We start from the raw sequence: 23791 nt of genomic DNA, 5'->3' as shown, positions 1-23791 counted from the left end.
CCGGTTCGGTCTTTGCCGAACTTTTTGTCGTTGATCGTGGGCATCACGAAGAAACCCGGTCGGAGTTCTTCGTGATGCCAGTAATATTAGGTTGTTGTCAGTCGATGTGGGGTTTTTACTCCGCCGCCTTCGCCAGATCCGTTGTCCGGGTTCGGGTGCGCAGCGTCACGAATTCCTCCGCTGCCGTCGGGTGAATCCCGATGGTGCGGTCGAAATCCGCCTTGGTCGCGCCCATCACGACGGCGATGGCGATGCCCTGGATGATCTCCGCCGCGTCCTCGCCCAGCATATGCGCGCCGACGACCTTCTGCGTGGCTTTGTCCACCACCAGCTTCATCATCGTCTTGCGCGCCCGTCCCGACAGGTTGTGCCGCATGGGCGTGAAGCGGGTCACATAGACGTCTACCGGCCACAGCGCGGCGGCCTGGTCCTCGGTCAGACCCACCGTGGCGACCGGCGGGGTGGTGAACACCGCGGACGGAATATTCCGTAACGAAACCGTTCGCGGATGGCCGCCGAACAGCGAATCCGCTAGCGCATGGCCCTCGGCTGTCGCGACGGGGGTCAGGTTCACCCGATCGGTCACGTCGCCCATGGCGTAGATATGCGGCTGCGTGGTGCGCAACTGGTCGTCGACCTTGATCGCGTGCTTGGAATTCAGTTCGACCCCGGCCGCCTCCAGGCCGAGCCCCTTGACGTTGGCCCGCCGGCCGGTGGCGAAGAACACCATGTCGGTGGTCAGCGTCCGCCCGTCGCCCAGCGCCAGGATGCGGCGGTCGCCGTCCGCCTCCACCTTCGCGGGCGTGCTGTTGGGATGCAAGATGATGCCTTGCGCCGCCAGCGCCTCCTCCATCGATTCCCTGACGTCCTGGTCGAACCCGCGCAGTGGCAGCGGCTGGCGATACACCAGGTGCACCTCGGCCCCGAGCGCCCGGAAAATGCCGGCGAATTCGACGGCGATGTAGCCGGACCCGACCATGACGATGTGCCGGGGCATGGTCTTCAGGTAGAACGCGTCGTCGGAAATGATGCCCAGGTCCGCCCCCGGGATGTCCGGGCGTTCGGGATAGCCGCCGGTGGCGACGACGATATTCTTGGCGGTCACCCGCTTGCCCGCGACCTCCACGGTGTGGGGATCGACCAGCACCGCGCGTCCGTCGAATATCGTGGCCCCGGCACCCGACAGCAGCTTGCGGTAGATGCCTTCCAGCCGGGTGATTTCCCGATCCTTGGCGGCGATCAGCTTGCCCCAGTCATGCGGTCCCTTGGTGATGGTCCAGCCGAAGCCGGCCGCGTCCTCGGCCCAGCCGCCATACTCGCCGGCCTGCACCAGAAGCTTCTTCGGCACGCAGCCGATGTTGACGCAGGTGCCGCCCCAATGGCGTTCCTCAGCGATGCCGACGCTGGCGCCGTGGCCGGCGGATATGCGGGCACAGCGAACGCCGGCCGAACCGCCGCCGATGACAAACAGATCGAAGTCCATGCGGGTAGTCCTCTTTTGTTGGTCCCTAATGTGTGGCCTGGGCAATGATGGCGCAAGATTAACCACCGGCGCCCGGAAACCCGATGAAAACCGGTTGGAGCGGCCTTTGTCTTCAGGCACACTACCTAACGGAGGCGGGACTACATCCCGACATTCCATTACGATAACAAAACAAAAACTTGGGAGTCTTCAATATGTCTTATGTTTCGAAAGCGGGAGATGCTGTACCATGGTGGCGGGAACCCACCAAAGACCAATGGTACGCCTTCATCGCCGCCTGGCTCGGCTGGACCTTGGATGCCTTCGATTTCACCGTCTTCCTGGTCATCATGGTCGCCATCGCCAAGGAGTTCCATGAGCCGCTGACTGCCGTCACAATCGTCTTTACGCTGACCCTCTGGTTCCGGCTGTTCGGGGCGGTCGTGGCGGGCTGGATGGCCGACCGAATGGGTCGCAAGGCACCCCTGATGATCTCCATCCTGTGGTACTCGCTGTGCAACTTCGCCGCCGGATTTTCCCCCAGCTTCGTCTTCCTGCTGGTGGCGCGGACCTTACTGGGTCTGGGCATGGGCGCGGAGTGGCCGGCCGGTTGCGCGTTGGCGATGGAAACCTGGCCGCCTCGCTCCCGCGGGCTGATGTCCAGTATCCTGCAAGGGTCCTGGGCGTTGGGATACCTGCTGTCGGCACTGCTGTATGCTACGATATTCCAGTATATCGGCTGGCGCGGCATGCTGTGGATGGGCGTTCTGCCGGCCCTCGCAGTGGTCTGGATCCGCTTCTACGTGAAGGAACCCGAGGTCTGGGTGGAGAATCAGAAAATCCAGAAAGCGAAGAAAGCCGAAGTGAAGGCGCCGCTGATCGCGATCTTCCGGCGCAGCATGATCCTCAACACCATCACCGCCTGCTGGTGGATGGCGAGTGGTTTCATCGTTTACTACTCGGTGTTTGGCCTGTTCGCGACCTATCTGACGCGCGACCTGCATATGTCGCCGTCGGCGGTCGGGTGGCCGCTGGTGTTCACCAACGCGGCAACGTTCGTCGCCAGCTTCCTGTGGGGCGGTTTGTCCGACAAGATCGGCCGCCGCTGGGCGATGATCATTCCGGCGATCCTGGGCTTTTGCCTTACGCCGATCTATTTGCTCACCGCCGACTACACGACCATCGTGATCGCGTTCACCCTGCAGGGGGCCTGCGCGGGCGCGATCTACGGACAGAACCCCAGCTATCTGAGTGAACGCTTCCCCACCGAGGTGCGGGCCACCGCGGTGGCGTTCTGCTACCACCAGGGGGCGATCTTCGCCGGACTTGTCGCGCCGGTGTTGACTTATATCGCGGTCAACGAGGGCTTCGGTTTCGCGATGCCCATGCTGGTGCTGACGTCACTGGCGTTGATCAGCTTCGTCTGCTCACTGCTGGCAGGGCCGGAAACCAAGGGCAAGGTGCTGGTCGCCGACATGGAGATCCTGCCGGCCGAGTAACCGCGCCGGACGGGACGGGGTGGCCTTTTGTTTTGGCCACCCCGGTTCGGCGGGCTTGACGGGCAGACTGAACCGCATTCGTCTTCTCCCCAATGCAAGGGGAGGGGAACGACCGCATGCTGAACCGCCGTAGCCTGGGACTGGCGCTGCTCGCCAGCCCGTTCGTCAGCCGGCGCGTGCGGGCGGAGGATTCGATCGTCCGCATCTCCAAGCAATACGGCCTCGGCTACATGTCGATGATGGTCATGGAGCACGAGCATCTGGTCGAACGCCATGCCGCCAAGGTCGGGTTGCCGAACCTGCGCACCGAGTGGTCCGTGCTGGGCGGCCCGGGGCCACAGATCGACGCGCTGTTGGCCGGGCAGGTCGGCTTCATCGGGCCAGGTTCGACCACGCTGGCGACGTTGTGGGACAAGACCGCCGGCACCGGGCGGGATATCAAGGCGCTGTCGGCCTTGCAGTCGATGCCGTTCGTGCTGATGACCCGCAATCCGGCTGTCCATTCCATCACCGATCTGACCGAACACGACAAGATCGCGCTGCCCGGTGTCAAGATCACCGGCCATGCCCTGACTCTGGAGATGGCCGCCGCCAATCAGTGGGGATTTTCCGCGTACGACCGGTTGGACAGCCTGACCGTCACCTTGGCGCATCCGGATGCGATGGCCGAACTGCTGGGCGGACGGTCGGAGATCGACTGCCATCTGGCGAGTTCGCCGTTCTATTACTACGAACAGGCCGCTCCGGGTGTGCATCGGGTGTTCAAGTCGTACGACATCACCGGGGGCATGCACACGAATGGCGTCATGCTGACCTCCAAGGCCTATCACGACTCCAATCCGAAAGTCTGTGCCGCAGTGCTGGCGGCGCAGCAGGAGGCGAATGATTTCATTCGTTCGAATCCTCGGCCGACGGCGCAGATCTATCTGGAACTGACCGGCGACAAACACGCCAGCGTCGAGCAGATGGCCGGCTGGGTGGCCGATCCGGATGTCGTCTATACGACTGTCCCGATGAAGGTCATGGACTTCGCCGTCTTCATGCACAAGGTCGGGCGGTTGAAGCGCCAGCCGGACAGTTGGAAGGATATGTTCTTCGAGGAAAGCCAGGACGTGGAGGGAAGCTGACATGAAGATCACTCGAATCGAGGCCTTCCAGGTCGCCTGGGCCGCCACCGACAAGCCATCACAGCGCAGTGCCTTCGTCCGCATTCATACCGATGACGGTCTGATCGGCATCGGCGAGGCATCCCCCATGCAAGGCGGCCGAGCGTCGCTGGGCATGGTGGTGCACGACATCGCGCCAATGCTGGTGGGACGCGACCCGCTGGATCATGCCGTGCTGCTGGATCAGGCCATGCACACGCTGGTGAAACTGGGGCCAGAGGGTGCGCTGACCGGCGCGATGGCGGCGCTGGATATCGCGTTATGGGATCTGAAGGGCAAGCTGACCGGATTGCCGATCTACAAGCTGATCGGCGGTGCCTGGAAGACGGCGCTGCCATTCTACGCCTCGATCGGCGGCAACGGCGACCGCGATATCGACGCTGTCGTTCGCGTTGTCGAGGCTCGGTTACGCGACAGGCCGGCGGCGGTGAAGATCCGGTTCGATAACAATCGAACCACTCTGGATGCCGATATTCCAGGTGATATCGCCAAAGCGCGGGCGGTGCGAAAGCTGGTCGGCGACGGCTTTCCGTTGGCCTTCGATGCCAATAATTGTTACACGTCCGGCGGCGCGATCCGCGTCGGCCGAGCGCTGGAGGAATTGGAGTTCTGGTGGTTCGAAGAACCAGTCCAGCACTACCATATTCATGTGATGGGCGAGGTGGCGCGCAAGCTGGACATTACGGTATCGGCCGGTGAGCAAACCTACACGCTGGCGGGACTGGCCGACCTGATAGACGCCGGCGTGCGCATGGTCCAGCCCGACATCGTCAAGATGGGCGGCATCACCGGCCTGCTACGCTGTGCCGCCCTGGCGCATGCGCACGGCGTGGAACTGGTGCCGCACCAGACCCAGCCGATGATCGGCCACGTGGCAAACCTGCACGTCGTGGCCTCGCTGCTGCAAGGGACCAAGCCAGCCGAGTGGAACGATCCCTCAACCCGCACCCACGCTGTGTTCGACAACCCGCCGCTACCGATCGACGGGTTATTCCATTTGCCCACTGGCCCCGGTCTCGGCCTGACAATGAACGAGGAAGCCCTCGCTGCTCGGCGTGTGGAGATCTGACCCACGAACTCAATCGAAAACCGCTTGTTGATCGCGGCGAACGTCTCCGTCGCCTGGAAATAATCGCCGTTGCTGCCTGGAATGGTCCACTCCAGCAGTCGCCCCCGGTGTGCTGGCACTGTACCACCGGGTACGGACACCAGCGTGTTGGGTCTGATCGTTTGCTCCTGGCCATCGACGGGACAGCGAACCTCCAATTTGATGTTGAAGCAGGGCGGGCCGTCATTTAAGATATCGAAAGAACAGTTTGAATTCTTCCAACCCCAAGAATAGACGGCCACCCGACAATAGGGGCAGGTCGATTGCGCGGAAGCCGTGGTTTTACTGCAGCGTGACCCGATCCGAAGGACGCCACCAGCCGATTTATGCAGGTCACAAGCGCCGAAACAGGAGGCATGGATGAGTCAGTCGAATCAGATGCATTATCATGTGCCATTCACCGCGAACTCGAACCTGGTGAACGGTTTGCATGTCAGTGCTGCGCTGGGGGGCGGGGCGTCGCACGCTTTTCTGGTCGATACGGGATCGGTCGGGATATTGGTGCCTCGAACCGTCCTTGGCCCCGACTATCAGGCGTTCGATCCGTCTCAGGACATCGCATTCGGCTATATCAGCAGCGGCAAGACCTACCAGGGCCAGTGGGTCAAAGTGCCGGTCGTGATCGGCGTGCCGGCTGCGTGGGACGGGACGGGCGACTATCCGGTTGCCTACATTGAGGTTTTCGCGGTGGACCAGCCGGCCGATTTCACCGGCGGCGTGTTCGGTATCGGTTTCGGGATTGGTGGGCTGGCCGACGGAGGGCCAGCCCGCAACCCGCTACTGCATTTACGCCACCAGGGCACGCATCTTCGTCATGGCTACATCATCAGCACGCAGGGCCTCGATGTCGGCCTGGCCGCAAGCAATATGGAAGGCTTCTCGTTCATGAAACTCTCCGGCGATGCCTCTGGAAGGGATTGGATGCAGCCTTCAGGCAGTGTCGGTCTATCGGGCGATTTCAGTCCCGACGAGTATTACGCTGATCTGCCCTTTCTGATGGATACTGGCATCAGTGCAATGATTCTATGGGTCCGCGCCGAGTCCGTGCCCCCCAACTTGCCGAACGATACCGCGTTCCCCCCCGGTATCTCGGTGACCATATCGGCGCCGCCAGCGGATATGGCGAATGAACCGTCGCTGCAATATTCATTCGTCACCGGTGATAACAATGAAGTCTCGGCGCCATCACAGGTGGAGTGGCGCGTCGGGAGCGGCATCAATACAGGCAGAAACGTGTTGGCAGGTGCTGATTACCTCTACGATGCAACGGCGGGCCGTATCGGATTCCGGATCCCGCCGGCATAGAATGGGCAAGCGTAAGCCGCTCTCCACGACGGTCCGCTTGCGCGATCAGACCCTAACCAACAAACTCGGTCGAAAATTGCTTGTTTATCGCAGCGAATTTCTCCGGGTCGAAACCACCTTCGGCCTGCATCTTGTCCACCGCCTGGAAGTAGTCGCCGTTGCTGCCCGGAATGGTCCATTCCAGCAACCGGCCGGGCGTGCTGGCGATATTGGTGAAGGTGTGTACCGTGCCGCGCGGCACGAACACCAGCGTGTTGGGTCCGATGGTGGATTCCACACCATCGACCGTCAGCGAATAGGTGCCGTCCAGGACGTAGAAATATTCTTCCCGGTCCTGATGCAGGTGCGGCGGCGGGCCCTCACCCGGGGCGACGTCGGCGACGATCGCCGAGAACGTTCCGCCGGTGTGTTCGGCGCCCAGCATGATCTTCATATCGATACCGAATGGCCGGATGGCGGTGGCCTGATCCAGCGAGGTGATACGTGGCTGCATAGTGGTTGTCCTCGGTTTCAGGTCCGTCTTATCGCATATCACCGGCCGGCGGCGGTAGGGTTGTCGATCAGATAGTTCTGGTATGCCTGCCGGAGTGCCAGCTTGTTCAGCTTCCCCGTCGCGCCATGCGGCAGTGAATCGACCACCACCACGGCATCCGGATGCCACCATTTCGCCACGGCACCGTCATACAGCTTCATCAGATCATCCGTGTTGATCGAGTGCCCGCTGCGTGGGACGACCAGCAGCAGCGGACGTTCCTGCCAACGTTCATGCCGAGCATTGATGACCGCCGCCTCCGCCACGTCAGGATGGGAGACGGCGATGTTCTCCAGCATGATCGAGCTGATCCATTCGCCGCCGGATTTGATCACATCCTTGGAACGATCCACCAGCTCGACATGGCCGTCCGGGTCGATGGTGGCGACGTCGCCGGTGGCGAACCAGCCGTCCTCGGCTGCCGCGCCTTCGCTGCCGCGGTAGAGGTATTCCCGGCAGACCCAGGGGCCGCGGGTCAGCAGGTCGCCGAACGCCACGCCATCGTGCGGCAACGCGTTGCCGCCGGCATCGACGATTTTGATGTCGGCGCCGTAGATCGGGCGGCCTTGTTTCAGGCGTAACCGTGTCGCCGCTTCCGTGTCCAGGCCGGCGGTGGCCGGGACGGTGGCGTGGTGGGTGACGATCGGGCTGGTCTCGGTCATGCCCCACGCTTGATAGACGTCGACGCCGTAGGCACCGAAGCCCTCGATCAGGACGCGCGGGCAGGCGGAGCCGGCGACCATCAGGCGTTTCAGGTAGGGCAGGGTGGATCCGGACGAGCGCAACGCGTCTAGCACGCCCAGCCAGATGGTGGGCACGCCCCCGGAATAGGTGATGCGTTCTTCGTTCAGTGTGTTCAGGACGGTCTGGCCGTCCAGCCAGCGTCCCGGCAGCACCAGTGCGGACCCGCTCATGCCCGCGGCGTAGGGCCATGCCCAGGCGGCAGCATGGAACATCGACGTTGCCACGAAAATGCGGTCCATCGCCCGGAAGGCGTAGTTGTCGGCGGCGTTGGCGGCCAGGGCGTGCAACACGGCGGAGCGGTGACTGTAGAGAACGCCTTTCGGCCGGCCGGTGGTGCCGGAGGTGTAGCAGAGCGCGCTGGCGGTGTTTTCGTCGAAGTCCGGCCAGTCGAACGTCTCATCGGACTGCGCCATCAGGTCTTCGTAGCCATGCAATGTCATGCCGGCGGGCAATGCCAGGTCGGGCATCTCGGCCGAATCGGCCAGCAGCACGACGTGGCGGACACAGCCGGTCAGGTCGGGTGCGATCGCGGCGATCAGCGGCACGAAAGACAGGTCGGCGAACAGGACGGAATCGCCCGCATGGGTGATGATGTAGCTGATGTCGTCGGATGCCAGCCGAGGATTGATCGTGTGGCAAACCGCACCCATGCCGGAGATCGCCCAGTAAAGCTCCAGATGCCGGTAACCGTTCCAGGCCATGGTGGCGACGCGGTCGCCCTGGTTCACGCCCAGGCGGCGCAGCACGTTGGCGAGCCGGCGGGAGCGCCGTTCGATGGTGGCGTAATCGGAGCGATGGATCTGCGTCTCGCTGATGCGGGAGACGATTTCCGCGTTGGGGTGCCAGCGCGCGGCATGCTGGATGATTGAGGACAGAAGCAGGTTCTTCTGCTGCATGAGGCCAAGCATCGTGTCGCTCCCTGAAGCGCCTTCGTGTTTTTTGTAGGGGCGATTGTTGCACGACGGACCGTGGGAGCGAAAGGACCACTGTCTTTGGCCGCAACCGATCGTGGTCTAAGGTCCGGCGGTTCCTCTGTGATCGGGCAAGCATCCATGCAAACCGTCAACATTCTTAGCCTTACGCATCTCGGTGCGGCGGACAAAGCGCAGATCCAGGCTGTTGATCCGGCGGTGCGGCTGACCGACGCCGGCGGCTGGTTCGACGGCGAGTATCGCGAGACCTGGCCGGCCTTCACCGCGGAACGCTACCTCAAGCCGGGCACCACCGGCCGGGGAACGCGGGAGGAACGCGACCGGCTGCTCGCCGAGGCGGACATTGTCATTGGCGGATGGCCGTTTCCGCTCGATTTGCGGGCGCGAGCGCCGCGGCTGAAATGGCTGCATCAACGCCCGGCGGGCGCCAGCAACCTCTTGCGCGGTGATCTGTGGGGCAGTGATGTGATCGTAACGACATCCCGCGGGGCGGCCAACGCGCTGGCGATCGCCGAATACGCGGTGGCGGGGATCACGTTTATTGCCAAGGGCCTGCATCGCGCCGCCATCGATCGGGATGCGGAAACATTCGCCGCTCGGGCCTACCGGCCGCTGCTGCTGGACGGCAAGACCGCGTGCATCGTCGGTGCCGGCGGCATTGGCGGGCAGGTCGGCCGTCTGTGCGCCGCGCTGGGCATGCGGGTCGTGGGCACCCGCCGCCATCCGCCAACCGAACCGTTGCCGGCGGGATTTTCCTATGTCGGGGGCGCCGCGGACCTTGATCGGCTTCTGCCGGACAGCGATGTCGTGGTCATCTGCTGCCAGTGGACGCCGGAAACCGAACGCCTGTTCAACAAGGATCGTTTCGCTGCGATGAAGCCGGGCAGCATCCTGGTCAATGTCGCTCGTGGCGAGATCATTGACGAGGACGCATTGGCCGATGCGCTGGCCCGCGATCATCTGCGGGGCGCGGCGCTGGATGTCTATGTCGGTGAGTTCGAGCGTCCCCCGATCGCCTCGCTTTGGTCCGATCCGCGGGTGCTGATCACACCGCACATCTCGGGTGCCAGCGATGAGGAGCGGCATGGCGGCACAGATCTGTTCTGTGACAATCTAGGCGCCTGGATCGACGGACGGCCGATGCGGAACGTGATCGACTGGGAACGGGGGTATTAGTGTGTTACTGCGGCCGCGGTAGAGCGTGATCGCCTGGGGCCCGGAAGCCGTCCGCTTCCGACGCTTCGGTTTTTATTCAGCACAAATCGTCCAACATTTCGGCCCAGGCGTCCTTAGCGCCGATCAGCCGCTGATCTTTGCTGGATCGGTGTTCGCCCCGCAGACCACCACGCCAACCCGAGCGCCATCCGGCGGAACGAAACGTCCCGATAACAGTGCGGCGGCGGCGGTCGCGCCGCCCGGTTCGACGACCAGCCGGAACTGGTCCCACAGCAGGCGTTGCGCGGCAAGAATTGCCTCATCGGTCACCAGCACCGCTTGGCTGACGAAGCGTTGGGCGATCGGAAACATCAGCGCGCCGACCTGACGCGCGCCCAGGCTGTCGGACGCGAGCCCGCCCACGGGGGCATCGACCGGTTTTCCGGCGCGCAGGGCGTCGTGCAGGGCGGGGCAGCCTTCTGGCTCGACGCCGATGATCTCGGCGCTGCCGGCGTACCACGCGGCGACGCCGCCGATCAGCCCGCCGCCGCCGGCCGCGACCAGGATGTGGGTCAGGTCGGGGGCATCCTGCTCGAATTCCCGCCCGACCGTTCCCTGACCGGCCAGCACGTCGGCATGGTCGTAGGCGTGGACCTCCAGCGCGCCCGTTTCGGCCTGCCGGCGGCGGGAGGCGACCAGGGCCTCGGCATAGGTTTCGCCGCCTTGCACCACGTGCGCGCCATAGCTAGCGATGCGCGCCACCTTGGCCGCGGGTGTGGCGGACGGAACGAAGATCTCCGCGCTTATTCCCAGGCTGCGTGCCGCGTAGGCGACCGCCGCGCCGTGATTGCCGCCGGACGCCGCGATGACGCCCCCCGCCGGACGATCCGCCGACAGCAGCCGGTTGAACGCGCCGCGCGGCTTGAAGCTGCCAGCGTGTTGCAGCAGCTCCAACTTTAACGCGACAGGTGAACCTGTGCCCAAGCTCACGCGCAGTACAGGTGTATGTCGAACATACGCAGATATGCGGGATGCCGCGGCAGAAATTGATTTCCGGTTGCTCATGATTGCGGGACGCTGCCACGTGCGAGCATTCCCGACAAGTTGCGGGGTGCCGACCGGGGGGAAGGTCGGTTCCGGCCTGCCCGGCGGGCCTGGGCTGGGTTGTTCAGAACAGCTTCTCCGCCCGAAAGCTCAGCCACTTTCCTCGCCCGATGATGATGTGGTCATGCACGGCGATCCCCATTGTCGCCGCCGCACGCACGATATCCGTCGTCAGCACCACATCCTCTCGCGAGGGTGCCGGCTCGCCGCTGGGGTGGTTGTGCGCCAGGATCACCGCGCTGGCGTGCAGTTCCAGGCACCGCCGCACCACCTCCCGCGGATATGCCGGGGCGTGATTGATCGTGCCGGTTCCCTGCACCTCATCGGCGATCAGCTTGTTTTTGCCGTCCAGGAACAACACGCGAAACTGTTCGACGCGTTCGTGACCCATCGCCGCCATCAGGTAGTCCGTCAGCCGTTCCCAAGTCGACAGGACCGGCTGTGCCGCGATGTCCTGCCGCATCATCCGCAGTGCCGCGGCCTGGACCAGCTTCAATGCCGCCGCACCTGCCTCGCCGATTCCGTCGACGCCCATCAACTCGGTTGGCGGGGCGCCCAGGACGCCGCCGAAGGTTCGAAATCGAGCCAGAAGTGCGCGTGCCAGAGGCTTCGTGTCCCGCCGGGGCAGGGCGATGAAGAGGATCATCTCCAGCATCTCGTAATCCGCCAGCGCATCCGGCCCGGCCTTCAACAGCCGCTGGCGCATGCGCAGCCGATGGCCTTCGGCGCCAACCGGGGTGGAAGGCTCCATCGGCTGGGGCACCAGATCGGGCAGGAACGAAAATTCGGCCATACCGGCCGGCTTGGGCTCTTTGGACATGGGGCTCGCGGCAAAACGATCGCCGCGGACCCTAACCGCCAAATGTTGCCAATCAGCTAACGCCGAGCGGCGGCCTGTCCAATCCGGTGGGGGACAGGGTGAAGATCTCACAGCCGGTATCGGTGACGCCGATCATGTGCTCGAACTGGGCGGACAGGCTGCGGTCCCGCGTTACCGCGGTCCAGCCGTCGTCGAGCACCTTCACCTCCGGCCGGCCGGCATTCACCATCGGCTCTATGGTGAAGAACATGCCGGTGCGCAGGATCGGACCCTCACCGATACGGCCAAAATGCAGCACGTTCGGCGGTTCATGGAAGCGCCGGCCGATGCCATGGCCGCAGAAGTCGCGGACGACGCTGAAGCGGTTGGCCTCGACGTATGTCTGGATCGCATGGCCGACATCGCCCAGCGTCGCCCCCGGCTTCACCATCTTCAGGCCGCGCATCAGCGACTCGTACGTCACGTCGATCAGGTTCCGTGCTCGTGTGTTCGGTGTTCCGGCGGCATACATCCGCGACGAATCGCCGTGCCAGCCGTCCAGGATGACCGTGACGTCGATGTTGAGGATGTCGCCGTTCTCCAGCTTCCGGTCGCTGGGGATACCGTGGCAGACGACATGGTTGATGGAGGTGCAGATCGACTTCGGATAGCCGCGATAGTTCAGGCAGGCGGAAATCGCGCCATTATCAAGGATGAAATCGTCGCACAATTTGTCCAGCATCGCCGTGGACACGCCCGGCTTCACATGCGGCGCGATCATGTCCAAGGTCTGGGCGGCGAGCCTTCCTGCCGCCCGCATTCCGGCAAAATCGCCTGGCGCGTGTATCGTGATGCGCCTTGAGTCTGCTCCGCCGTCCATAACCTTGCTCCGCCTGCCTTCTTCCGCCGCTTCCTTGCAACATGCGCAACCACCCGGTCCGGCGCAAGGCCAACCTTGTAACCATACAGGGGTCGCCGGCGAAGCCGATCAGTGCGCTGCTGCCCATGTCCGGCCCGAACCGGTCTCCACCACCAGCGGTACCGACAGTACGGCGGCGGCTTCCATCACGCGCTTGGCCACACCGGCCAGAGCGTCGGCTTCGTCCTCCGGGGCTTCGAACAAAAGTTCGTCATGCACCTGCAACAGAAGGCGGGAGCGCAGGCCCTCGGCCTTCAGCACCGCGGGCAGCCGGACCATCGCACGCTTGATGATATCGGCCGCGCCGCCTTGCAGCGGCGCGTTGATGGCCTGCCGCTCCGCATACGCTCGCCGTGCGCCGTTCTTGTCGGCGATTCCGGGTACCCAGCAGCGGCGGCCAAAGGGCGACACCACGTAGCCGTTTTCGCGCGCCGTTTTCTTCGTCTGCTCCATGTACTCCAGGATACCCGGATAACGCTCGAAGTAACGACCGATGTATCCACGCGCCTCACCCGGCGTGATCCCCAACTGCCGGGCCAGCCCGAACCCCGAAATGCCGTAGATGATGCCGAAGTTGATCGCTTTTGCGCGCCGCCGGGTCATCGGGTCCATGCCCGCCATCGGGATGCCGAAGACCTCGCTGGCGGTGCGGGCATGGATGTCTTCGCCGTTGGCGAAACTGTCCTTCAGCACGGGCAGGTCGGCGACATGGGCCAGCAGCCGCAACTCGATCTGCGAGTAGTCCGCGCTGACAAGCACATGCCGCGGTTCGGCGATGAACGCGTGGCGGATACGGCTGCCTTCCTCCGTCCGGATCGGGATGTTCTGCAAATTCGGGTCGGTCGACGACAGCCGCCCGGTGGAGGCGATCGCCATCGCGAAGGATGTATGCACGCGGCCGGTTTCCGGATTGATGTCGGTCACCAGGGCGTCGGCGTAGGTGGATTTCAACTTCTGCAACTGCCGCCATTCCAGGATGCGGTTCGGCAGGTCGTGGCCCTGGTCCGCCAGGGCTTGCAGCACGGAGGAATCGGTCCCCCACGCACCGGTCTTCATCCGTTTGCCGCCCGGCAGCTTCTGTTCGTCGAACAGCACTTCCCCGAGTTGCTTGGGGCTGCCGACGTTGAACGGATGACCGGCGAGGTGATGGCAATCCTGCTCCATCACCGCCATGCGTTCGGCGAAATCGACCGACATGCGGCGCAGGTCATCGGCATCGACCTTCACCCCGGCGCGTTCCATGTCCAGCAGGATCGGCAGCAGGCGGCGTTCCACCTGCTCATACAGCGCCAGCCCGCCGTTCAGTCGCAGCCGGGGCTTCAGCGTGTCCCACAGCCGCAGCGCGACATCGGCGTCCTCCGCCGCATAGGCCGTGGCACGATCGATCTGCACCTGGGAGAACGGCACCCGATTGCGCCCGGTGCCGGTAACCGCGTCATAGCTGATCGGGGTATGTCCCAGATGCAACTGCGACAGCTCGTCCAGGCCATGTCCGTGCATGCCGGCCTCCTGCGCGTAGGAGATCAGCATGGTGTCTTCCACCGGCGCCGGCATCGGGAAGCCGGCGCGCGACAAGATCATCATGTCGAACTTGGCGTTCTGGAAGATTTTCAGCACAGACGGATCGGTCAGCAGCGGCCCCAGCACCTCGATCGCGTCGGCCAGCTTCAACTGCTCGCCCAGCACCTCATGTGCCACCGGCACATAGCAGGCGCGTCCCGCCGCGGTGGCCAGCGAAAACCCGATCAAACGCGCGCGCATCGCGTCCAGCCCGTCGGTTTCGGTATCCATCGCCACCCGGCCGATCGCCGTCGCTTCGGCCACCCAGGCTCGCAGCGCCTCGGCCGAGGTCACACTCTCATACGGCCCGAACCCGTGTTCGGGCGGCGGCGGCACCAGCCCCAGGTCAGGCTGCACCACCCTCTGCAGCGGGGCGTTCGCCTGAACCGGCGCGGGCGCCGGCCCATCCAGCCCCAGGCGACTGATCGTGCTGCGAAACCCCTGCGACGTCAGCCATGCCGTCAGCTTCTCCCGGTCCGCGTCCCGCTGGCCCAACTCGGAGACCGGCACCGGCAGCGGCGTATCCTCCCGCAGCAGCACCAGCGTGCGGGAAATACGCGCCTTGTCGGCATGCTCGATCAGCATGTCCCGCCGCTTCGACGGCTTCATGCCAGGCGCCGCGGCCAACACCGCCTCCACGTCGCCGAATTCGTTGATCAATTGCGCCGCGCCCTTCGGCCCGATCCCCGGCACGCCCGGCACGTTATCGACGGAATCGCCGATCAGCGCCTGCACCTCCACCATCTTGTCGGGGGTGACGCCGAACTTCTCCATCACCTCGGCCGGACCGATCGGCTTCTGCTTGATCGGGTCCAACATCTCCACGCCCGGCCGGATCAACTGCATCAGGTCCTTGTCCGAGGACACGATGGTCACCTGGCCGCCGTCATTGGTCGCCGACAGCGCATAGGCGGCGATCAGGTCGTCGGCCTCCCAGTCCGCCAGCTCGATCGCTGGCACGCCGAACGCCTCGGTCGCCTCGCGGATAAGCGCGAACTGAGGGATCAGTTCCTCGGGCGGCGGCGGCCGCTGCGCCTTGTACGCATCGTACAGCCGATTGCGGAACGTCAGCCGCCCGGCGTCGAAGATCACCGCGATATGGGTCCCGACATGCTCCTTCAACAACTTCGCCAGCATGTTGGTGAAGCCGAACACCGCGTTCACCGGCGTGCCGTCCGGCCGTGTCATCGGCGGCAAGGCGTGGAAGGCGCGGAAAATGAACCCCGATCCGTCGATCAGGATCAGGTGCAGCTTCTTGGCGGTGACCTCCGCCTCGACCGGGATCTCACCGGCGATGTCAATGTCCGCTGGCGTGATCGGCTCCCGGGTTCAGGACATAGAGACGCGAGCAGTACGGGCACATCACCTGTTCATCGGCGATGCGCAGGAAGACCCTGGGATGACCCAGGGCGCCATCGCCGCCGTCACAGGCCACGGTGCGTGACTCTACGTGGATGATCTCGGTCGGCGTGATCGCCGAGGCAGCACCGTCGAGCATGAGGTTCCTTTGGGTGGTCGGAAGGGTGCGCGATGATAGCGATGCGGCGGATGCTTTCAACCTTGGTTCGGTGAACGGGCCGAGAAATCGGGTTAGGCGGTCGGTGGAGGTCGAACTGGGCCGGGTGGTGAGGATTTTAGCAAGGAAGGCGCCTTACGCAGATGAACAAGAGATGAACGCAGATGCACGCGGATGGCGGAGGTGTGAATGGATTGGGAGATAGCCCGACCAAGGGACTGCATCGTGTCAATCGGATCCGCTACCCCTGAGCATTCCATTGAAATTCCAACACTGCATGACGCCCTGGGGCGTGGTAATGCCCTCTTTGGCAGCCCAACAGCTAGGGCCAAGCGTATCTCTCAAAAAGAACCGGAATTCGCTTGTATGTCTTTGCCCAAAAGTCAAAAAAGCGATACACCCCTCGATAACAAGAGACCCTTTCCGCTCCAAAATGTCAGCAATCATTTTCTTATCTTCAAAGCTGTATGGGATCCAAAATTTGACTGTGCCTGGATATATCGTGATGCCGCTGTGCGGGACAGGCTTTAGGCCTCTGCAAGTCGTGTTTTCCTGAAAGACGTCGGGGCCGTTGCCTTCGGTAATGTAGGGCGCGAGAAAATAGTTGAATGTGTAGACCCCGTTGGTGGCAGGTTCCCGGCCAACGTTCTCCACGTGAATTTGAAAGCCAATGGTGCTACCGTTCTCAAGAGGGCGATTGAGCACCATGAAGGACGGTGAAAGCCACGCTCGATTGGCTCTCATCGTGGAGTCATTGGCGCCTAATATACTTACATAGAGGGCGATCAGTCCAAGACACGCGGCGATAGAACCTCCCAAAGTTATTCCATTAAGCCACTTGGCTACCAGGATTTGCCGATTCCAGAATCGACGCTCGTGGGCGTGGTGCTCTTGGTCGTGGGATAGCAATCGTGGGCTCGAACGCAGTCCGGTCTGATTGTTTTGGGGCGGATGGATTGTCAGCGTTATCGACGATCTTTGAGGGTTGGCTGTGTTGCCCTACATTCTGAGTCTTGCTGCGCGAGTTTCGAGGGTGTTTCATCTATAATTTCGTTGCCTACAAATCCTCCAACTGCAACCCCTGTGATTCTCAAACCGACAGACACGGCGACAGGAACACCGCAGAACCCCGATATTTCCCGGCCAACCGGTACAGGCCCTACGTTCCAACTGATCATCACCTTACGCATTCGCCCGATTACCCTGACTGAACGGGATTCCGGCGTTCACTAGGTGGAATCAATACCCCGGCAACTCATTCACACACTGCACCCGCCACCCATCTACCGTCCGCTGCAACCGGGTCAACGACAGGTTCTGCACCGACATGTGCAGCGCGTTGTCCGCCTCGATCCGCAGCGCATGGGCGATCGCGCCACGGATTGCCCCGCCGTGGCTGACGATCACCACGTCCCGCCCGGCGTGCGTCTCGGCCAGGCGCTCCATCGCCGCGCCAACGCGGGTGATGACCTCGGCCATGCTTTCGCCGCCGGGCGGCTTCTCGCTGCCGGCCAGCGGCCAGAACGCGTGCGCGGGGTGCAGCAGCTTTGCTGGCAGTTCGGCGTGCGGCAGGCCTTGCCACTCGCCCAGGGACTGCTCGATGAGGTCCGGTTCCACGCCAAGTTGGGTCTGGGGATAGCCGTGGGCGAAGATCGTCTCCGCGGTGCGCCGGGTGCGCGACAGCGGTGTTACCAGCCAGTCGGCCGAACGTGGCAACCGAGCGGCCAGCGAGCGATACATCGGTGCCTGCTCCAGCAGGGTTGGCTCGCATAGCGGCACGTCCATCACGCCGTACAGGAAGCCGCGGGCGTTTTCCGACACCAGCGCGTGGCGGATCAGCCAGAAAGAGGTCTCCATCATTCACCAATGTTTATCAGGGCACCGCTCACACGGGCCGCATGGAATTGCCGCGTGAACAGCCACGCGGCACCGGCGATCCAGATCAAATTCAGCCCGAACGCGGCGGCCAGGTGGCCCCACAGTACCTCACCGTGCAGCAGCGCGCCTCGCATGCCTTCGAACACATGGGTTGTGGGCAGTGCATAGGACAGTGGCCGGACGAACGCCGGCAATACGGAGACCGGGTAGAATACAGCCGAGAACGGCGCCAGCCCGAACAGCACGCCCCATGCCAGTGGTTCGGCTCCGGCGCCGTGCCGCAGGATCAGCGAGACGACACCCAGCGCCACCGCCCAACCCATGATCATCAGGTTGATGAAGAACAGGATCAGCACCGGTCCCAGGGTGAACAGGTTGAACGCGTACAGCCCCCAGGCCAGCAGGATCGCCGGTACCACGCCGAGCAGCATGCGGATGATCGACATGCCGATCAGCGCTGCGATCAGCTCGAACGGACGCAGGGGGCTGACGAAGACATGACCCAGGTTGCGCGACCAGATTTCCTCCAGGAAGGAGATCGACATGCCCATCTGGCTGCGGAGCGTCACTTCCCACAGCAACACGCCGCCCAGCAGCGTGGCGCCCGCGATCAGCCCCGGATTGCCCAGCCGGGCGGCCAGGAAGCGGGCGGTGAAGCCCCAGATGCACATCTGCAGGATCGGCCAGTAGGCCAGTTCCAGCATGCGCGGCCACGACCGGCGGTACAGCGCGAGGTGGCGGTACATCAGGCCCCAAATGCGGCGGAACATGGGTTTTAAGTTGGGGGGTCTCATGCGGGGATTGCCTGCCGGCGATCGCGGGCGATGTCCAGGAACACCGCCTCCAGATCGTGCCGGCCGTAGCGCGTCAGCAGCTCGTCCGGGCTGCCGCGGTCGACCACCTTGCCCTGTTTCAGCATCACGACGTGCGAGCACAGTCGCTCGACCTCCGCCATGTTGTGGCTGGCGAGCAGGATCGTGCAGCCGCTCTCGGTGCGGTATTGTTCCAGCCAGGTGCGGACCAGGTCGCCGGTATCCGGGTCCAGGCTGGCCGTCGGTTCGTCCAGCAGCAGCAGTTCCGGACGGTTGATCAGGGCCTTGGCCAGCGCCACCCGGGTTTTCTGGCCGGCGGACAACTGGCCCGCCGGGCGATCCAGGATCGGCCCCAGGTCGAGTTCCCGGGCCAACACGGCGATCCGGTCGTCGACACGGGCCACATCGTAGAGGTGGCCATACACTCGCATGTTCTCCCGCACTGTCAGCCGCGACGGCAGGGCGACATAGGGCGAGGAAAAATTCATTCGGGCCAGCGCCGCGAATCGGTCTTTCGCCATGTCGTGCCCAAGCACGGTGATCCGGCCGGAGGTGGGAACCAGCAGGCCCAGCAGCATGGCGATGGTGGTGGTCTTGCCGGCGCCGTTGCCACCCAGCAGCCCGACCGTGGCCCCCGTCGGCGCGGCGAAGCTGATGTCGTCCACCGCCAGAACCGCGCCGTATCGTTTTGAGAGGTTCTCGACCTGAATCGCGTCCATGGGCGTCCGGATACGGCGCTTGCGGGCATCCGCCAAGAGACGATTGCCAAGAGGCGGTTGGCGGATGCCCGCTGTCGGCTGTAACTTGCGTGCCCATGATCGAACTCACCGCCGCCCCCGCGACCCTGCCAGCCGGACAGCGCGTCTATGCCGTGGGCGATATTCATGGCTGCCTCGACCGCCTGGTGGCCCTGCACGAGATGATCGCCGAGGACATGGCGGTTCGGCCGGTCGCCCATACCACCCTGGTGCATCTGGGCGACTATGTGGATCGCGGTGCCGACAGTGCCCAGGTGATCGACTGGCTGATCAACCAGCCGCCGGTGCCCGCCGACGCCAGCGTCAACGTGATGGGCAACCATGAGTTCATGATGTTGTCCGCGCTGGCCGGTGTCGACAAGGAGGCGCCGAGCCACTGGATGACGAACGGCGGTGCGGACTCGCTGCTGAGTTGGGGTATTTCCCGCACCGTACCGCCGACAGAGTGGGCCAGCCGCATTCCACGCCAGCATTTGCTGTTTCTGCGGGATCTTGAGATCAGCCATCACATCGGCCCGTATCTGTTCGTGCATGCCGGAATCCGGCCCGGTGTGCCGTTGCACAAGCAGTCGCGCCAGGACATGATGTGGATCCGGGAGCCGTTCCTGTCCTCGCGCGCCAATCACGGTGCGGTCATCGTGCATGGACATACCCCGAAGCGGGAGCCGGTCGTCCAGCCGAACCGCATCGCGATCGATACCGGCGCGGTGCTGGGCGGGGCGCTGACCTGCGTGGTGCTGGAGGAGGACCGGCTGGGCTTCCTGCAAAGCTGATTGGGAGCGTGCCGCAGCGGCGCGTGGTTCGTTTGCGCTGTATCCAGCGGTAGACGACGAAGATTGCGATGCTGGTTCCAGTCGCTTTCGCCGATGAGGGGCAACGCCGAGGAAATAGGCTAAACTTGTGGCGCGATATCCCTAAATCTTGCATAAAAATGTGGCTAGACTGTCTAGTATCTCGTGATACCCTCATACTTAAGTTTTCCACGATTGCGCGATCACGATGCTTGCTTCTTGTCGCGGCCACACGCGAAGATAAGTTGCATCGTCGCGACGCTCCTATGACAGCAGGTTGAATGAACCAAATAACGCTAGGTTCCGTGCCGCGCCCGGATGAACCGCAACCGGATCTCGCCGCCGCGGTCCGCCGTCTCGCGCATACCAACGTACTGGTTATCGGCGACGTGATGCTGGACCGCTACACCTTCGGCGAGGTCAGCCGCATCAGCCTGGAAGCGCCGGTCCCCATCCTGGCGATCGAGCGGGAGGTCGCGCTGCCCGGCGGCGCCGGCAATGTGGTGCGCAACCTCACCGCCCTGGGGGTGGCCACCGCCTTCATCTCCGTCGTCGGCGATGACCAGGCCGGATCGGACCTGACCGGCCTGGTCGGCGGCCAGCCGAACGTCGAACCCTGGCTGCTGGTCCAAGGCGGCCGTACCACCACGCTGAAAACCCGCCTGATCGCCGCCGGCCAACAATTGCTGCGCGCCGACCGCGAGCAGACCGACCCGATCCACCCGAAGCTCGCCGAACGCCTGCTGCGCATCGCAATGGACGCCATGGCCGCCACCAGCGTCACCGTGCTGTCCGACTACGGCAAGGGCGTGCTGTCCGCCGACGTGCCGGCGAAACTGGTGGAGGCCGCACGCACCACCGGCCGCAAGCTGATCGTCGATCCGCGCGGCAGCGATTTCTCCCGCTACGCCGGCGCCGACGTGGTGATGCCGAACCGCCAGGAACTCGCTGCCGCCACCCACATGCCGGTGGACACCGAGGCGCAGATCGTCGCCGCCGGCCAGCATCTGCGCGCCCAACATGGCTTCGGCGCCGTCGTGGTGACCCGCGGCAACGACGGCATGACGCTGGTGGACGCCACCGGGTCCCAGCATTTCCCGGCCGAGGCGGCGGACGTCTTCGACACATCGGGGGCAGGGGACACGGCCCTCGCTGCCCTGGGCGCGGCGCTGGCCGCCCAACTGGACCTGCCGGTCGCCGTGCGGCTGGCCAACCTCGCCGCCGGCATCTCCGTCGGCAAGGTCGGCGCGTCAGTGGTGCGGGAAGCCGATCTGCTGTCCGCGCTGACCCCGCAGCACAGCGCACTACGGAAAATCGTCACCCGTGAGGAAGCGGTGGAGCAGGCCGAACGCTGGCGTCACCGTGGCTGGCGGGTCGGTTTCACCAACGGCCATTTCGACCTGCTGCACCAGGGGCACATCGCGCTACTGGAGCAAGCCCGCGCCTCTTGCGACCGCCTGATCGTCGGCCTGAACGCCGACACCAGCGTCCGCCGCCAGAAAGGCAGCCCCCATCCGGTCCAGCCCGAGGCCGCGCGCGCCGCCGTCCTGGCGAGCTTCGCCTGCGTCGACATGGTGTGCCTGTTCGAGGAGGACTCCCCGGAATCTTTGATCGAGGCCCTGCGCCCCGACGTCCTGATCAAGCGCGCCAATGACGCGGCTGACGACGCCGTCGATGCCGACCTGGTCCGCGGCTGGGGCGGCCGCGTGCTGCGGATCGACCTGCCGCGTGAACAGCTTGCGACAATGGCGTCGCTGAAGGTGTGAACGGCTGATTCTGACCGTTGGGTCAGGGCTTGCTGACACCTCCATGGCCCACAACCTGCACCTCTCAAGAATGAAGCGCTCTCACACGCAGGCCGGCGGTAGGGAAATAACACCAGCGATCGCTAAAGTTGACTCTTTGACAGCCATCGTCCGCCCGTCACGCCGATGAAGATCGGCGTCCACGCCTTTTCTCGCTAAAACAAAGGCGTAGATGGCGGCCTGCACCCACCATGACGGTTGTTAGGCAATGCCAGAGGTTAACGTCAACGGTGGCTGCTACAATATGTCTTTAAAAACATATATTGTTCTGCAATAGCGAGCCGATGGCCTGGGCAGTGATTTTTCACGAGGCATTCGACGCCGAGTTTCTTGAATTGCCCCGTGAGGTGCAGACGATGCTGGCGGCAAAGGCGCGCTTGCTCGAGAGCATAGGGCCGATGCTGGGACGCCCGCATGTGGACACACTCAAGAACTCGAGACACGGCAACATGAAGGAGCTTCGTTTCGATGCCGCTGACGGCGTGTGGCGCGTCGCTTTTGCCTTCGATGTTGCTCGACAGGCCATCGTTCCAGTCGCCGGCGACAAGTCGGGCAGCGTCGAGGCTCGGTTTACCGCAATCTCATCGCAACCGCCGACAAGCGGTTCGACGACCATCTGACACGCCGGAAAACAGGAGATTGATATCGCAAGGACATTGGATGAAGTCATTGCCGGGCTGCCGGCCGACCAGCAGCAGGACATCGCGGCGAAGGCTGCTCAACTGATCGAGGACGAGATGACGCTGCGCGATTTGCGCAAGGCACACGAACTCACCCAGACGAGAATGGCCGCAGCCCTCCATATTTCGCAAGATGGGGTCTCGCGAATCGAAAAGCGCAGCGACTTCCTGCTGTCGACGCTCCGCTCCTATGTCGAAGCCATGGGCGGGCAATTACGCCTGATTGCCGAGTTCCCCAACCGCAAGCCGGTTACCATCTCCGGCCTCGATAGTCTCGACACGGACGTAAAGCCCCCCGGCGGGGACGCAGGGGAAGGCATACGGAGGTCAATACGTCACAGTTATAGCCTTTTATTGATGAAATCTGTTATCAATAATAGAATATAGGAGGCACGTATTGCGCCATCCGCATAGAATGCGAGTTGAGGTGCGCTTCCGAAGGTCCTCCAAGCTTGCGCCCCCTATATACCGATCCAAGCGATCAAACCGATCGACATGATTGCGGCTGTAGCCATAGTCAAAATGTCGCTTAGACAGGGACGACTCATTTTGAGGTCTTTAAATTTCCAGAACATAGCTAAGAGAAAAATGATTCCGCCATGAAAACCCCACGTCGCGACAGTCGACGCTAAATACTCTGAGTGCGTAACATAGAAGTATTATTTATGTTCGTTAAGTAGATACGCGAAGCCCTTGGTGGGGTTAGGCTGCTCCGGTCTGCTCATGGGGAAATAAAAGCTGAACCAGAGCACCATCCCGACACTTCCGAGGCTGATACCCATGAGTGCGCCAGCGGCGCGCCGGAGAAATCCAACTTTGCCAGACGATGGTCGCTTCATCTCCATGAGTCCCAATTCCATCAGTCCTATCGCAGTCTCGAGATCGTGGTTTGGCTGACATTGTAGCCGCGGGCAACACTGCGCCGCGACTCGCCTGTTTCGACCCGCTTGCGCGCCTCCTTCTGCTGGTGCGGGGTCAGAATCGGCTTGCGCCCAAACTTCACACCCCTGGTCTTCGCATCGACCCGGCTGCGCGCGGTACGTCCATGACGCGGTGGAGTTGAAGCTTGGCGACTACACCAGACAAGGCGAGCATCAGCTCGGCAAAGTCGGACGTAGTGTCAACGACTGGCTCAGCCAATGAGCGCAAGCCAGCCCCGCACGCTACAGGTCGCGCGCAATTACCAGAAGGTCGGTGCCTCAACTCACCTACAGCCCATCGCGTCCGCCAGAATTCCAACCTGACGCACCCCAACCCCACCCCCTG

At 63.4% G+C, this 23791-nt stretch carries 22 protein-coding genes; 9 read left to right on the top strand and 13 right to left on the bottom strand.

Features of this window, described 5'->3' with window-relative positions:
* Positions 1-115 precede the first annotated feature (115 nt).
* Positions 116-1483, bottom strand: a complete 1368-nt coding sequence (gorA, locus tag GSQ89_RS35345; RefSeq protein ID WP_158932800.1) for a glutathione-disulfide reductase — start codon at positions 1481-1483, stop codon at positions 116-118.
* Between the two features lie 194 nt (positions 1484-1677).
* Between gorA and GSQ89_RS35340 the strand changes: the two genes are divergently transcribed.
* The 4 genes from GSQ89_RS35340 to GSQ89_RS35325 all read left to right on the top strand — a co-directional run bounded on the left by GSQ89_RS35340 (position 1678) and on the right by GSQ89_RS35325 (position 6540).
* Positions 1678-2961: an MFS transporter gene (locus tag GSQ89_RS35340; protein WP_158932799.1), complete on the top strand. Its 1284-nt coding sequence runs from the start codon at positions 1678-1680 to the stop codon at positions 2959-2961.
* A 116-nt stretch (positions 2962-3077) separates the two neighbouring features.
* Positions 3078-4088: an ABC transporter substrate-binding protein gene (locus GSQ89_RS35335; RefSeq protein WP_158932798.1), complete on the top strand. Its 1011-nt coding sequence runs from the start codon at positions 3078-3080 to the stop codon at positions 4086-4088.
* Between the two features lies 1 nt (position 4089).
* Entirely contained in the window at positions 4090-5196 is a 1107-nt protein-coding gene (locus tag GSQ89_RS35330) for a mandelate racemase/muconate lactonizing enzyme family protein (protein ID WP_158932797.1), read from the top strand.
* Positions 5197-5625: 429 nt separating this feature from the next.
* Positions 5626-6540 (top strand): hypothetical protein, encoded by a 915-nt coding sequence (locus GSQ89_RS35325; protein WP_158932796.1) that lies wholly within the window; start codon positions 5626-5628, stop codon positions 6538-6540.
* Between the two features lie 52 nt (positions 6541-6592).
* Here GSQ89_RS35325 and GSQ89_RS35320 read toward each other — a convergent pair whose 3' ends face one another.
* Together GSQ89_RS35320 and GSQ89_RS35315 are read right to left on the bottom strand one after the other, a co-directional pair.
* Positions 6593-7033 carry a cupin domain-containing protein gene (locus GSQ89_RS35320; RefSeq protein ID WP_158932795.1) on the bottom strand — a complete coding sequence of 147 codons (441 nt, stop codon included), beginning with the start codon at positions 7031-7033 and terminating at the stop codon, positions 6593-6595.
* 38 nt (positions 7034-7071) lie between these two features.
* Positions 7072-8724, bottom strand: a complete 1653-nt coding sequence (locus GSQ89_RS35315) for a long-chain fatty acid--CoA ligase (RefSeq protein ID WP_158932794.1) — start codon at positions 8722-8724, stop codon at positions 7072-7074.
* A 144-nt stretch (positions 8725-8868) separates the two neighbouring features.
* Between GSQ89_RS35315 and GSQ89_RS35310 the strand changes: the two genes are divergently transcribed.
* Positions 8869-9924 carry a D-2-hydroxyacid dehydrogenase gene (locus GSQ89_RS35310; protein ID WP_158932793.1) on the top strand — a complete coding sequence of 352 codons (1056 nt, stop codon included), beginning with the start codon at positions 8869-8871 and terminating at the stop codon, positions 9922-9924.
* A 123-nt stretch (positions 9925-10047) separates the two neighbouring features.
* Here GSQ89_RS35310 and GSQ89_RS35305 read toward each other — a convergent pair whose 3' ends face one another.
* The 9 genes from GSQ89_RS35305 to GSQ89_RS35265 form a co-directional block, all read right to left on the bottom strand.
* A complete protein-coding gene (locus tag GSQ89_RS35305; protein WP_158932792.1) occupies positions 10048-10968 on the bottom strand; it encodes a threonine/serine dehydratase in 921 nt (306 codons plus the stop codon).
* 103 nt (positions 10969-11071) lie between these two features.
* Positions 11072-11827: a DNA repair protein RadC gene (gene radC / locus GSQ89_RS35300; protein WP_158932791.1), complete on the bottom strand. Its 756-nt coding sequence runs from the start codon at positions 11825-11827 to the stop codon at positions 11072-11074.
* Between the two features lie 52 nt (positions 11828-11879).
* Positions 11880-12686 (bottom strand): type I methionyl aminopeptidase, encoded by an 807-nt coding sequence (gene map, locus GSQ89_RS35295; RefSeq protein ID WP_158932790.1) that lies wholly within the window; start codon positions 12684-12686, stop codon positions 11880-11882.
* Positions 12687-12794: 108 nt separating this feature from the next.
* The gene (gene polA, locus GSQ89_RS35290) at positions 12795-15473 is read right to left on the bottom strand and encodes a DNA polymerase I (RefSeq protein ID WP_254073535.1); all 2679 of its coding nucleotides are present in this window, start codon (positions 15471-15473) and stop codon (positions 12795-12797) included.
* 109 nt (positions 15474-15582) lie between these two features.
* Entirely contained in the window at positions 15583-15783 is a 201-nt protein-coding gene (locus GSQ89_RS35285) for a zinc-finger domain-containing protein (RefSeq protein ID WP_158932789.1), read from the bottom strand.
* A gap of 246 nt (positions 15784-16029) precedes the next feature.
* On the bottom strand, positions 16030-16545 hold the full coding sequence (locus GSQ89_RS35280; protein ID WP_158932788.1) for a hypothetical protein: 516 nt from the start codon (positions 16543-16545) through the stop codon (positions 16030-16032).
* 495 nt (positions 16546-17040) lie between these two features.
* Positions 17041-17661, bottom strand: a complete 621-nt coding sequence (locus GSQ89_RS35275; protein WP_158932787.1) for a histidine phosphatase family protein — start codon at positions 17659-17661, stop codon at positions 17041-17043.
* The gene (locus GSQ89_RS35270) at positions 17658-18473 is read right to left on the bottom strand and encodes an ABC transporter permease (RefSeq protein ID WP_254073534.1); all 816 of its coding nucleotides are present in this window, start codon (positions 18471-18473) and stop codon (positions 17658-17660) included. Before GSQ89_RS35270 ends, GSQ89_RS35275 begins: the two co-directional genes overlap by 4 nt.
* Positions 18470-19210: an ABC transporter ATP-binding protein gene (locus tag GSQ89_RS35265; protein WP_158932786.1), complete on the bottom strand. Its 741-nt coding sequence runs from the start codon at positions 19208-19210 to the stop codon at positions 18470-18472. Before GSQ89_RS35265 ends, GSQ89_RS35270 begins: the two co-directional genes overlap by 4 nt.
* 95 nt (positions 19211-19305) lie before the next feature.
* On the opposite strand from GSQ89_RS35265, the gene GSQ89_RS35260 reads away from it, so the two are divergent.
* The 4 genes from GSQ89_RS35260 (at position 19306) to GSQ89_RS35245 (ending at position 22912) form a co-directional block, all read left to right on the top strand.
* Positions 19306-20022 (top strand): metallophosphoesterase family protein, encoded by a 717-nt coding sequence (locus tag GSQ89_RS35260; RefSeq protein WP_158932785.1) that lies wholly within the window; start codon positions 19306-19308, stop codon positions 20020-20022.
* A 299-nt stretch (positions 20023-20321) separates the two neighbouring features.
* The gene (locus GSQ89_RS35255) at positions 20322-21806 is read left to right on the top strand and encodes a PfkB family carbohydrate kinase (RefSeq protein ID WP_158932784.1); all 1485 of its coding nucleotides are present in this window, start codon (positions 20322-20324) and stop codon (positions 21804-21806) included.
* A 323-nt stretch (positions 21807-22129) separates the two neighbouring features.
* Positions 22130-22465: a type II toxin-antitoxin system RelE/ParE family toxin gene (locus GSQ89_RS35250; protein ID WP_254073533.1), complete on the top strand. Its 336-nt coding sequence runs from the start codon at positions 22130-22132 to the stop codon at positions 22463-22465.
* Between the two features lie 36 nt (positions 22466-22501).
* A complete protein-coding gene (locus GSQ89_RS35245) occupies positions 22502-22912 on the top strand; it encodes a helix-turn-helix domain-containing protein (RefSeq protein ID WP_254073532.1) in 411 nt (136 codons plus the stop codon).
* 478 nt (positions 22913-23390) lie between these two features.
* On the opposite strand, the gene GSQ89_RS40450 is transcribed toward GSQ89_RS35245, so the two are convergent.
* Positions 23391-23528, bottom strand: coding sequence for a helix-turn-helix domain-containing protein (locus tag GSQ89_RS40450; RefSeq protein WP_158932783.1), 138 nt, complete (start codon positions 23526-23528; stop codon positions 23391-23393).
* Positions 23529-23791 lie beyond the last annotated feature (263 nt).

It is taken from the genome of Acidisphaera sp. S103 (genome assembly GCF_009765975.1).
GTDB lineage: Bacteria > Pseudomonadota > Alphaproteobacteria > Acetobacterales > Acetobacteraceae > Rhodopila.
The sequence above is the reverse complement of the archived record's forward strand: the minus strand, read 5'-3'. Positions and strand labels throughout refer to the sequence as shown.